We start from the raw sequence: 14109 nt of genomic DNA, 5'->3' as shown, positions 1-14109 counted from the left end.
GTTGTCTGTGAAAGTATTTGTATTGAAGGAACTTATTGCGTTTGCATGTTGTATTGGTATGATCATATTGCCATGCTTTGCTGAGACTCCGAATGCATCTGTATCTACGAGTGTTACTGAGGATTCAATCTCAGGTTTTGATATTCCTGATATAACGATTAAGGCACGGGATGCTTCGAGCATGAATGAAATTGAAAAAGAGCATGTCGATATTGATGTTCCCAGGTTAGCAAAAGAAAAACCGGTGATGCAGAAAAACTTTGTTTTTGCATTTTTCCCTGATAGCAAAGAAGCTCCAATAATAATTGATAATAAAAACCGGCTAGTCCAGTCAATCAATAATTTTTATATGTTGTTTGGCAGCTCCATCGTAAACTATAAATATTTCTACGGAAAAAGTGACGATAGTAACAGATATTATGTTGAACTTGAGAGAAATCAGCGATTAATTAGCAACTCTCATAATTTTAGTTTAGATCATCTCACCGGAAGTTTATCAACGGTAGTATTTGATAATAATACCGACTTTGATGCCGACTATAAACGCTATCAAAGTGAAATCCCTGGCGGGAGCAAAAATTTTGAAAAAAGCCAGCTCAAGATTCTTGGCGGGATGACGATACCCCTCGAGTATCAGGATAATCTCTTCGTTCAAGGAGTGATTTCACCATTTTCTCAGGCAATTTCAAATAAATCACATCAACTTACTGATGTGGGGCTGGTAGCGAACTATCAGACGAATAAATATAGTGAATTGCCGATCAAAACCCGACTAAAGCTCGGTAGGATAAATGGACTAAGCAATGGGTTTAGTTATTTCACGGCCAATGCTTTTTATGAACAAATGCTTTCATTAGATGAGAAATTAGGGTTAGGGATTGATGCACCTTTTTTCTGGAACGAGGCCTCTCAATATAATCAGATGTCCCTCGTAGTGCAGTATACTCGAGAGTTCGAAGAGGCGTCCACCGCATGGATAAAATATTTTCCTGGAATGGAATTCCCAAGCAACGATGACCTCTATATGTCAGATCCTTATAGGGAAAATGCCGGACGGATACATCCTGAACGAAGGTTTTTTCAGACTGAACTGGGAGTAAGTTCGAGATATTTCAAAAACTGGGAGCTGGTTATGAAGCTCAACGGTAAGATGGTTAAAGATCCATTACTGTTATCTGATATTAATGGGAATAAACTTGTCGAATATCACAATGGGACTGATATTTCCGTGATAGCCTTAGAGTGTGATGCATCGTATACCTTCAATGATCAGGCACAGCTTCGAACACTTATATCCTTAACCGGAGCAAGTGCTGAAAAACCGTCGATCAAGGTTCCGTATATTCCTTTTATAAAAGGGATGCTGGAATTTAATTATACTCTTGATCCCTCGCTATTGTGGCAATCTAGGGTCAATATAATATCAGATCAGTATGCCAGTTCTACCGGAGGCACAGTTCCCGGAAATATAACGTTCGATACAAGCTTGAAGAAGCAGATTTCGAAGAAATTTGAGGGATACCTTTCAATTAAAAATATTCTTGGACAAAAACGTTATATATATCAAAATATCCCGGATGAAAACTTTATCGTAGCGGTAGGATTTACCCTTAATTTATAGATCTCGGATTTTACTACAAGGTTTCATCTACCAAATCAGAAGGTTGGCAATGAAAAAGGATACTTACTATTTTTCTCTATCTGTTATTGTTTCAATGATTTTCCATTGTGTGCTTATTTTTTCCCTTACCTTTATAGATTTAGACCGTGTTCCAAAACCTCCCCAGTATATGGAAATCGCATTTGTTTCTGAAATTGTACCGCAAATCGCGACTGAGATGGAGCCGCAAGCTTCTACGCCAGCACAACCGCCGCCAAGTCAAAAAAATTTAAAAACTGATTCTCAGGTAAAGAGCAGACCTCCGGTAGTAAAAGAGACAATAATTCCTGTTTTCGCCCCAGAGAAAGAAATCGTAAAAGTCCAACCCAAAATCGAACCCAAAGTTACCGAACAGGTTATTAAAAAGGAACCGGTTAATGTGATTAGCCCACCACAAGTGATAACAGAAGAAAATAGCAGTGCCGGTGATAATTTGGCTGGTGCGGGTAGTCCGGGAAATAATAACGGTGAAGGCGGAAATGGGAATGCTCTCATAGAAGGGCCGGTAGCCAAAAGGAAGCTTATTAAAGCTTTATACCCTTCGTATCCCGAGTGGGCAAAGCAGAAAGGGATCGAATCGGATGTCGAGTTGAAGTTCTGGGTTGATCCCGTGGGGAATGTTATGACAGTTGAAGTTGAGACCTTATCCGGGCATTTTGATCTTGATAGGCTGGCTGTCGAAGCAGTACAAAAATGGAAATTTGAGGTGCTTAGTCCTAACATTGAGAAGAGGGCTCAATGGGGCACTGTTGTCATTCATTTCAGGTTAGAGTAGGTTTACAAATTGTTTTCGATAATCCGCGCAACTATTCCAATTGCTAGATCTAGTTCTGGGCCTGGTTTTCTCATAGAATGGCCTTTGGTTATACGCTGAGTTTTAAATACACTAAGAGTTCCCCTTTTCTTGTTTATGCCCAAAAAATAATATATATCAATAATGTCTTAGCATAGGTAACAAACCCTATGGGTAATCGTTATAGAGAGTTACGGCAATACTTGTTTCGAATGTTTCTGTCATGAAGGGTGCAACTTTGCACGTATAATTGGTGCTATCGTAGACGATTTATTGAATATGAATTGGTAATATAGATATGGTATAATATGACGTTACGGCTAACCGTACAGCGTCGCAGTATGGTAAGTGATGTATTGTAAAAAAATAATGGTCAGGGATTTACTGATCCCTATGATAAAAATGAATAGAATTGTTATCGAGTTAAAAAGTCCTGAAAAAATACCTCATTCAAATCTAGTCTTTCAGCTGGTTAACCAGAATTATAGACGAGTTCCTCTTGTTCTGAACCGGGGAGAGTTCGCGGTAAGAGGAGATATCATCGACGTATTTGCTCAAAATCACAGCCATCCGGTAAGAGTAGAATATTTTGGTGATAAGGTGGAAGATGTTCGTACCTTTGACATCAATACTCAGTGCTCGATAAATAAGTTAGACAAAGTTATGTTTAGCGAAAATGAGAGAGAATCTCTAGTGTTTTCGCGTCTTCCGAATTCAGGTGGCGCTTCCTTAGCCATTGTTGCCCAGTATAATGATGGTGATCACGTTGTTCATGAGAATCACGGTGTTGCAGTGTATCGGGGATTGAAACACCTTGCAACCAACAGTATCGAAGGAGAATATCTGCTTCTGGAATACAAAGGCAATGACAAGCTCTATGTTCCGCTTGAGCAAATAAATCTGATACACAAATTTGATGATTCCGGCGTGGTGGCGCAGATTCATTCGCTCAGTGACAGTCAATGGCGAGCTATCAAAAGAAAAGCACAGAAGGCCACGCAGAACATCGCACGCGAGTTGTTGCAGCTCTACAAGGTCCGTTATAACCAGCCGGGGTATGCGTTTTCTGCTGACTCGGTCTGGCAAATTGACCTGGAAGAAACCTTCCCATATGAAGAAACCAAAGATCAGGAAAAAGCCATACTCGAAGTGAAAAAAGATATGGAAACTCCCCGTCCAATGGATCGGCTCATCTGTGGAGACGTTGGTTTTGGAAAAACAGAGATAGCGATTCGAGCGGCATTTAAGGCTTCGCTTGATAGTAAGCAAGTCGCAATACTTGTGCCTACAACCGTTCTGGCACAGCAGCATTATCTCAACTGTATCAGCAGGTTTCAAGAGTTCGGACTTATCGTTGAGGTACTCACTCGATTTAGAAGCAAAAAAGAGCAAATTGCAGTGATTCAAAAACTTAAGGAAGGAAAAGTTGATGTCATTATCGGGACACATCGGTTGCTTCAAGGTGATATACAGTTTAAAGATATCGGATTGCTAATTATCGATGAAGAGCAACGGTTTGGCGTAGTTCATAAAGAAAAACTCAAGCAGTTCAGGAAAACCGTTGATGTGCTCACAATGACTGCGACGCCTATCCCTCGCACGCTTTATATGAGCCTTTCCGGAGTGAGGGACATCAGCGTGATATCAACGCCTCCGCAAGGAAGGGAACCGGTACGAACGATTGTAGAGCCATATAACGAGGATATTATCAAACAGGCTGTCGAAAAGGAAATTGCACGGGGTGGTCAGGTTTTTTACCTCCATAATGACGTGCGCTCCTTAGAGAAGACTGCTAAAAAAATATCCAGTTTGGTACCAGAGGCGAAGGTGGGTGTTGCCCATGGTCAAATGAAAGGTCATAGCCTGGAAAAAATCATGCTCGACTTTCTCGACAAACATTACGATATATTGGCTTGTTCTACCATCATAGAATCAGGACTGGATATAGCCAATGTTAACACGATCATTATTATCGATGCAGACAAGTTCGGGCTTTCTCAATTGCATCAGTTAAGAGGCAGGGTTGGAAGAACTTCAAAGAATGCCTTCGCCTATCTGTTGTATCAACCGGGAAAAGTTCTTTCAAAAGATGCACGTGAAAGGCTTGAAGCTATTGCTGAATATACCGCTTTGGGCTCAGGGTTTAATATTGCCATGAAAGATCTTCAGATTCGAGGTGCGGGAAATGTGTTGGGAGCTGAGCAGCACGGGAATATGGTTGCTATTGGATTTGAGCTCTATTGTAAATTGCTTCAGGATTCCATCTCTCGGGCAAGGGGTGAGTCTGTCCCTCAGGCAAAGGAGTTTGTCACGGGGTTACTGCATATCCCTGACTATTATATTGAGGATCACAAACAGAAAATTGCTATTTATCAGCGATTATTTTCCTCAAAAAAAACTCAAGATATTGAAGAAGTAGCGAGAGAAATGGAAGATCGCTTTGGGAAACCGCCGGAAGAGGTGGTCAAGCTTGTTAAATCGCTAAAAGATCAGTTGACATAATGACCACGATTGCTATTATTATTAGCTTAGATACTTTTGTTTTATTCTAATGTAAACTATTATAATAGTAGAGGGATTGTAATCTTGACTGCCTGAATATTTGGAGGTGGGAAATGAGCAAAAACTCTATATTAATTAATAAAGGTTAAAGAAAAAGGGTTAATCAATGTGATGGCGTATTACCTATATGAGTATAATAAGTTGAGCAGAGGGCAGTTTCTAGTAAAATTAGTTTTTTTTATGATACTGGTTTGTTTGTGGTCGCTAGAAGCGAAGGCCCAGGAAACTACTATTAAAAGAGAAAGTACAAATAAATCTAATCCTATCGCTATCAAAAAAAATAATACAAAGATGCTTCATAAAAGAGTTCTCCACGTCCGGAAACTTGAGGAATCCCCTACGACCGTAAATATTTTAAGAAAAGATATTAAAGGTACTTATCTAAGTGGTGATAATTATGCTGCGATGGTTAACAGTAAAGTAATTACTCTGCTTGAATTTAATGAAGCATTAAGTCATGCCCTCAAACAACTGGGGAACCAGGAGAATCAAGGATTCAGTTCTGTTGCGGCCAAAGAGTCAACGCAAGAGACTAAACAAACCATTTTGAGTGAATTGATAGATTCTAGACTGATTTTTGAAGAAGCGGACAAGATGGAGATAGAAGTCCCGACATCCCATATTAAGCAGAAAATAAGTGAGATCAGAAAAGGCTTCCCCAGTGAAGAACTTTTCCAGAATGCCATTGAGGAAGAAGGTATCCATCTTGATACCTTGAAAGAAGGAATCCGGCAGCAAATACTCATTGATATGATTTCTGAGCGGCTTGCGAGGGAATATGATATCAGCGATGAACAGATTTGGCACTATTATAATAATCACAAGGAAATGTTTATTCAACCTGAAAGGATCCGGGTCTTGAAGATCATCCTAAACTCACATTCGGAAGCCCAGTCTCTGTTGAGAAAAATTAAGGAAGGTCAATCTTTTGAAGATATACAGCGCAAATATTCGTTATTTCAGGATGATCCTACGAATATGATGGAAGAGGAATTAGAACGGGGACAGATGCCAGCCAAAGAAGAGAAGATTCTCTTTCATCTGACAATAGATGATATAAGCCCGGTATTGGAAATTGCTAATCAATTTGTTATCTATAAAATCCTTGAAAAACGCCCGAAAGCGTATGTGGATGCTAAGGAAGCAAAAGAAAAAATTAAGAAATACCTGCAGATCGAAAACCAGCAGAATATTTATCATGATTGGTTAAAAGATGTGCGAGAGAAAGCAGATATTCGTATAAATCCGATTTTCCTTTTAAAAAACAGTTCGTCTAAGGTCCCATCAAATAATGGTGAAGAATTACTGACTCCGGGGGATCATAATCTTAAGAAAAAAAAGTTCAGATTAGAAAATGAAGGAGTTCCTCGTGTCGGTTAATGACGAAATGGAAAGATTGCAGGAAATAGTGCGAAGACTAAGAGGGGATAATGGATGTCCTTGGGATCGGGAACAGACCCACAAGAGTTTAAAACCTTATCTTCTTGAAGAAACCTATGAGGTTATGGAGGCAATTGATAAAGCCGAGCCTTTGCTGCTGTGTGAAGAGCTAGGGGATGTCTTATTGCATATTGTCATGCATAGTGCTATGGCCCAAGAGGAGAAATCGTTTGCCTTAGAGGACGTTGTCCTCGGAATTAGTGAAAAAATGATTCGTCGGCATCCACATGTTTTTGGTGAAATAAAGGTGAAATCAGTAAATGAGGTCTGGGAAAACTGGGATAGGATCAAAAAAGGCGAGAAGCTAAAGGAGAATAAAGGCTCAATCCTTGATAGTGTTCCCCAAGCCCTTCCTGCGCTCATGAGGGCAGAGAAACTGCAACGCAGAGCAGCGAGAATCGGCTTCGATTGGGATTCTATCGCTGGAGCCTGGAATAAGGTACATGAAGAAATAGATGAAGTAGAACAGATAATCTCGACAACGAATGAAAAAGAAGCATTAACTGAAGAGCTCGGCGATCTGCTTTTTTCGGTGGTAAATGTAACTAGGAAGTTGGATATTGATGCTGAAGAAGCTTTACGCAGAGCAATAGAAAAATTTATGGGAAGATTCAGCTATATAGAGCAACAAGTTACCAAAACTGGGAAAGAATTGAAAGATGTACCATTGCCTGAACTTGACCGATTATGGAATGAAGCAAAGCAGCAGTTAAAAGATCTAGAACAATAGAGCTTTTTGAGTAAAAATTTATTTTCTCAATATTTACAAAGCGGTAAAGATTTAATATAATGCTATCAACTTTGGAATATAATTATAAAAACAGTAATAACAAAACCATACCGAGGGCTTTTTCCAAAGTTAGCCTTTTATTTTTAATGGTTATTTTTATTTACTTATCGGTCTTAAACGTTCAAATATACTTACGCAATAAAGATTTAATAGCGGATGAAGTATTGATGAAGACAAAATTGCAACGAGATCAATTGCAGAATAATGAGCTGAAAAAAGAATTATTCCTATTTACCGAGGCGAACTTTTTAGAGAGAATAATACGAGAAAAGCTGGGTCTCGTAAAACCGGGAGAAACTGCTTTTCGAATTGTTGAGTAATGATGAGAAATGGAGTGTGAGTTTGTGAGTATTGCAAAAGATAGTATAGTGAAAGGTAAAGTCTCCGGAATAACGAAATTTGGAGCCTTTATCAAATTAGAAAGTGGACTAGAAGGATTAGTACATATTTCTGAGATCGCTGATACTTATGTGAAAAATATTAACGATTATTTAAAGCTAGGAGACGAAATTTCAGTTAAAGTTCTTGGTCATAATAAGCAAGGGAAGCTTGATTTATCGTTAAAAAAAGTGAGTGGTGCAGCTTCAGAAATTATTGAAGTTGTAGAGATAGACAACTGTGAACCTGTTGAAGTTGTAGAGCCCGATAGGGAAAGAAATGATAGAGATAGAAATGAGTATATCAACAAATCGAACAACAATAAAAAGAGAAAAATAAATAGTGATGACCCTTTTGAAGCAAAGATGAATGCTTTCCTGAAGAAAAGTGAAGAGAAGCTTCTTGATCTAAAAAGGAACGTACAGGAGAAACAAGGCTACAAAAAGCGAAAACGTTCCTAGGCATATTGCCGGGGTGGCGGAATTGGTAGACGCGTTGGACTTAAAATCCAATGGTTAGCAATGATCGTGCCGGTTCGATTCCGGCCCTCGGCACCACTTTTTACTCTTTAGCTAAGGCATATAATAATTACTATTATATGCCTTTTTAGCTCTATGCACAGATTATTTATTGCAATAATCAACGGAATTCAATCGAGTATTTCTAAGCTATAATGTGAGAAAGGCTTTGTATTTTTTAATCAGAGCAATAATGAGAAAAATACTATTAATCCAGTTAATTTTCCTATATATTTTTTGTGCTGTCACAGAAGCTAAAGAATCTCAAAAAAATATTCTTAAGCTTGCTAATGGCGCAAAGGCTTATTATCTTCTGCCTCAAAATCTCGAATCCCAGAAAAAGTATACACTCCTTATTGTCTTGCACGGAAAAGGTTATTCTGCGCATAATTCTTTTATCTACTGGCAGGATATAGCGAAAAAATATAATTATATAATTTTAGCGCCGCAAGGAACAGGTGTTGATAATAGTTATCTGGATAATATAAACCGGAACGTTAATAATACGGTCCATTTTGTTAAGATGATAAAAAAGAAAGTATACGTAAAGGACATTATTGTCGCAGGGTTTTCAATGGGAGGTGGGTTTGCAATCGATTTAGCGCTGAGTCATCCTAAGTTATTTACGAAAGTTTTGTGCATATTTGGTTTTTTTGATGAGAGGCATCAGAAGAAATTGCATACAGTTAAATCGAAATATTTAAGCAAACAAAAATATTATTTTATTACCGGGGATAAGGATATAACCTGTAGCTATCTTCGTAATGGGTACCGTAAACTCTCATTAAAAGGAGCGCGTGTTCAGTTAGATGTTTATCCTAATCTTTTTCATGAATTTCCACCCCATTTTAAAAAAAAATATCCGAAAATTGATTCGTATTTTAAAGGGATCGATCATAAATATACTAATTTGAAAGTATGTTTGTATGCTCAAGGCATCGGAGCAAATGATAGATGAAGATCAGGATATGCACAAAGACATAAGTTAATAGATATTATAACGATAGCAATATGCGCAATAATATGTCGCTGTAACGCATGGGAAGAAGTCGAGGATTTTGCACGTATGGATTATAAGAAATTTGAGAAATGCTTTATCGCTCGGACGCAAGAAGTATGTAGATTGAGCAAAGCGAGAATGTTTATTGATCTTGACCAAAGATCGAAAGATTTCATATAATCTTTATATTGGTGTGAAATTTTCAGTCGGAAGGACTTTAGAGGTAATGAGTAAGAAAAAAATCCTTATTGTTGATGATGAGATGTTTGTTCGGAAGATAGTTGCGAAAGCCTTGGAAAAAGAAGGATATCTTGTCTATATTGGTAATGATGGAAAAGATGGTCTTATAAAAGCCGACAGCTATAAGCCTGACCTTGTGGTAACGGACCTAAGTATGCCGAATATGAATGGGTTAGAGTTCGCTCTGCAGCTTAAGAAAAAAAATATACCTGTTATTATCGTATCCGCTCATGCTACCTCGAATGTAATAAATAAGTTGAATTTACTCAATGTAAAAGAGATTCTTACTAAACCTTTTGAACTTGATATTTTGTTTTCAGCAGTAAAAAAGGTACTTGGTGAAGTTTAAGCCTAGCAGTTGCTGATTTTCTCTATAGTTTTTTGGCTATTGGTATGTGAGATCATAGAATGACTATGAAATCTATTCTTATCGAGGGGTGGTGGTTTATATCGCATTCATATGCGGTTGTGAATCAATTCCAAACTCTTGAATTCTTGAAACAATCCGACATAAAAATCTTTCGCCGAGATATGCCTTATTACGGGTCTTCCTGGAAACCAACCCGTGAGATATTTAGCAAAACTGATGAGGAAAAGCTTTTCAATATTCCCGTGATACTAGATGATGAAATTCCCGATATTACCTATCGGATATACGGTCCTTTTGATTTCCGGAGATCCAAATCCTCACGTACTTTCGTATTTGGTACCACTGAAACCAAGAAAGTTGAAATTGATTATCTTTTTGGAAATATACCATTGAAGGAAATCATTAAAAATAATGATACGTACATCATTACGCCTTCTCAATGGTCGAGAGAGGGTTTTCTCAATCATGGTGCCGAGCCTGAACGCGTTCGTGTCATCCCGCATGGCGTAGATATCAATATCTTCAATCCAAGGACTAAAGAGCAGAAATTAGAGCAGAGAAAGCGTTCCGGTTTAAATGGTTTTGTGTTTTTTAATAATAGTGCGATGGCTGGAAGTAAAGGAATAGATTTATTGCTAAAAGCCTTTGGCATTATAATTGACAAATATCCGGATACAAAACTTGTCTTAAAAGGTGCTGATTCTTTATATCCTTCATCACAAGCGGTGACGGCCTACATGGAATCATTGCCACAGAATACCATCGACAAAATATTGCCACGGCTCTATTATATTGGTGACAATCTTTCCTTTTCTGCCATGGCAGACCTTTATCATTTTGCAGATGTTTATGTTGCCCCCTATAGAGCTGAGGGTTTTAATATGCCGGTGTTGGAAGCTATGGCTTGTGGACTCCCTGTTCTATGTACAAAAGGAGGTCCAACGGATGATTTTACCGACAATTCATTTGCCTTACACATTAATAGCTCAAACTTTCATAAAAATGAAGGGACTTATTTAGAGCCTGATTTAGACCACTTGGTTGAATTAATGATATTTTCAATAGAAAACCAGGATTTTCGCATGCAGGCACATCGTTCCGGTCCTTTGTATGTTTCACAAGGCTACACCTGGAGTCACATCGTTGATCAGCTGCTTAAATTATTTTCTAATCCGTAAAAAGAGATTTTTATTGGCGTCTGTCAGTTAACCGCCCCGTTATTTCTGCTATCCTTAAAAGTGCAGGCTAAAGAGAATTATATGTATTTTCTTACAGTAAAACTATTGAAAAAACGAACAGGACTTCCAATATACCAGTATGAAAAAAAATGTGCATCCTGTATTCTGTTTTTTAAGGTTAGTTCCCTGTCATTTCGGGTTTGCGAAAAATAGATATAAATTGGTTTTAGTCTGGTGAACGTAGAAAGTTTATTGTCATCAAGTGTCACATCGAAAGGTACCCACCCATAACCGGATAAAAATACTTCTGTCCAGGCATGCGAAGGCACATTGTAGTAGGTTGTTGTGTAGCCATCAATGCTTTTAGCCGGAATATTTTTCGCTCGACACAGTGCAACGAAGAGGTCAGAAAATTCTGTGCAGTCGCCTTGTTTCATTTTTGCTGCGTATTTGGCCCCAAGGCTGAATGGAGTATAGCCCATATACCGCATGGAGCGTTTTACGTATGTATAGATATTTTTGACGATCGTGATATCTTCGTTTCCGGTTATGGTTTTGGCTATTGTTTGTATAAGCGGATCATCTTTTTCCTGGAAAATTTCGGACTGCAAGTATTTGTTGAAGGTCTCGTCTATGCTATTAAGTGATATACTAAGCGCTGTGTTGAGGTCGTAGTTCATAAGCATAGCCTCAACATTAATCGTGAGCGATATATTTTGGCTGACATTTGAAAAGACAAATTTTGCATAGTTGTTTCCGTCATTTTCATAGATAGAATCCGGCGGAATAGAAAAATTTATTGTATTGATGTGCTGGCAATTTGCAATGGTTCTTGGGAGTATCGTGATAAATTCAAGATGTGAAGTTGCTCCCTCTGGAATAAACTGATAGCCCAGATCAAAGGCAACGCTATGTTCTTTGCTGTGAACAATAGATTGAGAAGTGAGAAAAATAATGAATAAAAAAATGTAAACTAAGTGTCGCATACCAAATCCTAACGGGCCTATACCACCTATTATAAAGAACAGATCGATAGGTTTCAATGGAAAGCACTACTTCCGGAGGCCTTGACTTTACTCGTTTTGCGCTTTTATAAGTAGTGCTTTTTGCCCTAGAAAAAACTACTGCAATAGTGCAGGTAGCTATCTTGAAAATTCTCTATATCTAGTGCCTGGGAATCTCAGTTTAATCCTAGTTTAGTTTTTATTAATTTATAATCCTCAAACTTTGATTTAATTGTTTTTTCATCAATAATACCAAAATGTTCTGATTGAACTCCTTCTGCAATTCGAAATATAACTAATCCTAGAAAAAGAATTCTCTGTTCTTCTTGTGACAAATGCAATTCAGCATTTGTAAATATTTTGATGATTCTTTCTTGAGCATCCTGTGCAATATTCGGATCATCGTTCCTTACCCTATCTAATGTTGAATGTTCCCCAATTGCTAACCATAATAGTTTCCACTCTTTATCTTTTAATCTATCAAAGATATTTTTGTTATATTGAAATAATAACTTTATTCTTTCTTCACTTCTCTTCTCATGTCCGGTGTCTCCATCATATATTTTTCCAATATCATGAAGTATTAAAAAATAGCTAAAGAACCCCTGTAATAAAAGTAATGCTGATTCATTTATTAATGAAATTTCTTGTGTGAAATATTTGGCAAATAGAGCTTTAAGAGCACTAACTTGATTTGTACTGGGGATACCGAAGTTCTGGAAAGGAATTCTTTCAATTTGACCTGTTAATAAACCGATTAAAATATTCCACTCTTTCTGCGCGTGATCAAGTAGCGATAACCCGGAGGAAGAGTCAATTAATCCTTGCGTTTTCCAATACCTTTCTATGAGCAATAATTTTATCATCTTGTAATTATTCTTTTGTTTATAACTTTGATATTCTTTAGTTTGAGCAACTCGAAGGTTTTGACATACTTCATCGATTTTCGTTGTGTCTCGCTCATCTTTTATTGACCTGACGAAATCAATGTCTTTCTGAGTAAATTCTTTTAATCTGGTAAATTTATTCACTTTTTTGCTCATTAACGCACTACCAAATGATAAAAACTCGATTTTAGAGGAATTAGGAATTACGTGAGCTGTTCCTATCCTTCCAAAAATTCTATTAATATCACCATCCCAGAGTTCGAAGTCTCTCTCAAAAGTTAGTTGATTTTTTATTAAATCCACAAAATTGATAACTTTTTTATATAGTAATATCACGGCTATGCCTTTGTTCTTTTCCATGTTCTGCAATTAGATGTAAATCTACCTTTATTTATCGTTATATTTTTTATAAATATCCCCAAAATTTTCCGCGGTAGATGGTATTGTCGAGAATATCCGGCAGCCAGGCTCCAATTCAGGATTCCTAAATCTTTGGAGTAGAGCCAAAAAAAGCTACTTCGATAGGGCAAGTAGCTGTCTTAAAAATTATCAGTATTTGGTGCCGAGGACAAGACTTGAACTTGCACAGCCAATGAAGGCCGCCAGCCCCTCAAGCTGGTGTGTCTACCAATTCCACCACCCCGGCACGCTTATGAATTATTCAATAATTAAATCATAAAGATAATACGACGTCAACAAATATACTTTGTTTTTCTTTACGGATTTAAGAAATACACCTTCTGATATGTTAGAAAATTACAAATTTTAAAGCTGATAAACATTATCTCATCTTAGGAAAACGTAATATATTCTCGGGAGATAGATCATCATATTATGAATATTGGAAGTATTTGATTTTGTTTTATCCTATTTAAAATTTTAAAGAAAAATGTTTACAGGTTTAAAACAAATGATATAATGACTATGATTTTAACACATGCTAAATTAGAAATATGAAAGGGGTTTTGGGGAATGAATAAAAAGAATTTGATTGAGAGAATTTCGGATAAAACAGGAAAGACAAAAACCATCGTAAGTGATATCGTAGAGGAAATGATAGAAATCATTACTAAGGAGTTAAAGACTGGAAAGAATGTTCGTCTTGTGGGATTTGGTATGTTCGAAGTAAGAGATCGAAAAGGAAGAACGGGTAGAAACCCAAGAACAGGTCAGAAAATCGAGATTTCCAAAACAAAGACACCGGCTTTTATTGCTGGTAAAGCACTAAAAGATGCTGTCAAAGGTAGATAGTTTCTTTAATCAGTAATTAATAATTAAACCCCGGCTCG

Annotated in this window: 14 protein-coding genes and 2 tRNA genes; 13 read left to right on the top strand and 3 right to left on the bottom strand. The window is 37.4% G+C overall.

What is annotated here, in order from left to right:
• Positions 1 to 7 precede the first annotated feature (7 nt).
• The 12 genes from DKM50_07135 (at position 8) to DKM50_07080 (ending at position 10929) form a co-directional block, all read left to right on the top strand.
• Complete coding sequence (locus DKM50_07135) at positions 8 to 1621, top strand: hypothetical protein (GenBank protein PZM79947.1); 1614 nt, start codon at positions 8 to 10, stop codon at positions 1619 to 1621.
• Positions 1622 to 1670: 49 nt separating this feature from the next.
• Complete coding sequence (locus DKM50_07130) at positions 1671 to 2435, top strand: hypothetical protein (GenBank protein PZM79946.1); 765 nt, start codon at positions 1671 to 1673, stop codon at positions 2433 to 2435.
• A 369-nt stretch (positions 2436 to 2804) separates the two neighbouring features.
• Complete coding sequence (gene mfd, locus DKM50_07125; GenBank protein ID PZM79945.1) at positions 2805 to 4955, top strand: transcription-repair coupling factor; 2151 nt, start codon at positions 2805 to 2807, stop codon at positions 4953 to 4955.
• A 171-nt stretch (positions 4956 to 5126) separates the two neighbouring features.
• The gene (locus DKM50_07120; protein PZM79944.1) at positions 5127 to 6395 is read left to right on the top strand and encodes a hypothetical protein; all 1269 of its coding nucleotides are present in this window, start codon (positions 5127 to 5129) and stop codon (positions 6393 to 6395) included.
• The gene (locus DKM50_07115; GenBank protein PZM79943.1) at positions 6370 to 7185 is read left to right on the top strand and encodes a nucleoside triphosphate pyrophosphohydrolase; all 816 of its coding nucleotides are present in this window, start codon (positions 6370 to 6372) and stop codon (positions 7183 to 7185) included. Before DKM50_07120 ends, DKM50_07115 begins: the two co-directional genes overlap by 26 nt.
• A 59-nt stretch (positions 7186 to 7244) precedes the next feature.
• Complete coding sequence (locus DKM50_07110) at positions 7245 to 7565, top strand: hypothetical protein (GenBank protein ID PZM79942.1); 321 nt, start codon at positions 7245 to 7247, stop codon at positions 7563 to 7565.
• Positions 7566 to 7589: 24 nt separating this feature from the next.
• Complete coding sequence (locus DKM50_07105; GenBank protein PZM79941.1) at positions 7590 to 8084, top strand: RNA-binding protein S1; 495 nt, start codon at positions 7590 to 7592, stop codon at positions 8082 to 8084.
• Between the two features lie 7 nt (positions 8085 to 8091).
• Positions 8092 to 8180: transfer RNA gene (locus DKM50_07100), tRNA-Leu, on the top strand.
• A 154-nt stretch (positions 8181 to 8334) separates the two neighbouring features.
• Entirely contained in the window at positions 8335 to 9099 is a 765-nt protein-coding gene (locus tag DKM50_07095) for a hypothetical protein (protein ID PZM79940.1), read from the top strand.
• Between the two features lie 30 nt (positions 9100 to 9129).
• Complete coding sequence (locus tag DKM50_07090) at positions 9130 to 9321, top strand: hypothetical protein (GenBank protein ID PZM79939.1); 192 nt, start codon at positions 9130 to 9132, stop codon at positions 9319 to 9321.
• A gap of 46 nt (positions 9322 to 9367) precedes the next feature.
• Positions 9368 to 9730, top strand: coding sequence for a response regulator (locus tag DKM50_07085; protein ID PZM79938.1), 363 nt, complete (start codon positions 9368 to 9370; stop codon positions 9728 to 9730).
• Positions 9731 to 9789: 59 nt separating this feature from the next.
• The gene (locus DKM50_07080) at positions 9790 to 10929 is read left to right on the top strand and encodes a glycosyl transferase group 1 (protein PZM79937.1); all 1140 of its coding nucleotides are present in this window, start codon (positions 9790 to 9792) and stop codon (positions 10927 to 10929) included.
• A gap of 77 nt (positions 10930 to 11006) precedes the next feature.
• Here DKM50_07080 and DKM50_07075 read toward each other — a convergent pair whose 3' ends face one another.
• The 3 genes from DKM50_07075 to DKM50_07065 all read right to left on the bottom strand — a co-directional run bounded on the left by DKM50_07075 (position 11007) and on the right by DKM50_07065 (position 13466).
• A complete protein-coding gene (locus tag DKM50_07075) occupies positions 11007 to 11915 on the bottom strand; it encodes a hypothetical protein (protein ID PZM79936.1) in 909 nt (302 codons plus the stop codon).
• Between the two features lie 194 nt (positions 11916 to 12109).
• Positions 12110 to 13180, bottom strand: a complete 1071-nt coding sequence (locus DKM50_07070; GenBank protein ID PZM79935.1) for a hypothetical protein — start codon at positions 13178 to 13180, stop codon at positions 12110 to 12112.
• Positions 13181 to 13377: 197 nt separating this feature from the next.
• Positions 13378 to 13466: transfer RNA gene (locus DKM50_07065), tRNA-Leu, on the bottom strand.
• Between the two features lie 326 nt (positions 13467 to 13792).
• Here DKM50_07065 and DKM50_07060 point away from each other — a divergent pair.
• Complete coding sequence (locus tag DKM50_07060; protein PZM79934.1) at positions 13793 to 14071, top strand: DNA-binding protein; 279 nt, start codon at positions 13793 to 13795, stop codon at positions 14069 to 14071.
• Positions 14072 to 14109 lie beyond the last annotated feature (38 nt).

The organism is Candidatus Margulisiibacteriota bacterium, assembly GCA_003242895.1.
Lineage (GTDB): Bacteria > Margulisbacteria > Riflemargulisbacteria > GWF2-39-127 > GWF2-39-127 > GWF2-39-127.
The sequence above is the reverse complement of the archived record's forward strand: the minus strand, read 5'-3'. Positions and strand labels throughout refer to the sequence as shown.

Excerpts from the sequence above, each read along its gene's own strand:
- DKM50_07130 (PZM79946.1), top strand. The coding sequence starts at position 1,671 with ATGAAAAAGGATACTTACTATTTTTCTCTATCTGTTATTGTTTCAATG.
- mfd (PZM79945.1), top strand. The coding sequence starts at position 2,805 with ATGTATTGTAAAAAAATAATGGTCAGGGATTTACTGATCCCTATGATA.
- DKM50_07120 (PZM79944.1), top strand. The coding sequence starts at position 5,127 with ATGGCGTATTACCTATATGAGTATAATAAGTTGAGCAGAGGGCAGTTT.
- DKM50_07115 (PZM79943.1), top strand. The coding sequence starts at position 6,370 with ATGAAGGAGTTCCTCGTGTCGGTTAATGACGAAATGGAAAGATTGCAG.
- DKM50_07110 (PZM79942.1), top strand. The coding sequence starts at position 7,245 with ATGCTATCAACTTTGGAATATAATTATAAAAACAGTAATAACAAAACC.
- DKM50_07095 (PZM79940.1), top strand. The coding sequence starts at position 8,335 with ATGAGAAAAATACTATTAATCCAGTTAATTTTCCTATATATTTTTTGT.
- DKM50_07085 (PZM79938.1), top strand. The coding sequence starts at position 9,368 with ATGAGTAAGAAAAAAATCCTTATTGTTGATGATGAGATGTTTGTTCGG.
- DKM50_07080 (PZM79937.1), top strand. The coding sequence starts at position 9,790 with ATGACTATGAAATCTATTCTTATCGAGGGGTGGTGGTTTATATCGCAT.
- DKM50_07075 (PZM79936.1), bottom strand. The coding sequence starts at position 11,915 with ATGCGACACTTAGTTTACATTTTTTTATTCATTATTTTTCTCACTTCT.
- DKM50_07070 (PZM79935.1), bottom strand. The coding sequence starts at position 13,180 with ATGGAAAAGAACAAAGGCATAGCCGTGATATTACTATATAAAAAAGTT.
- DKM50_07060 (PZM79934.1), top strand. The coding sequence starts at position 13,793 with ATGAATAAAAAGAATTTGATTGAGAGAATTTCGGATAAAACAGGAAAG.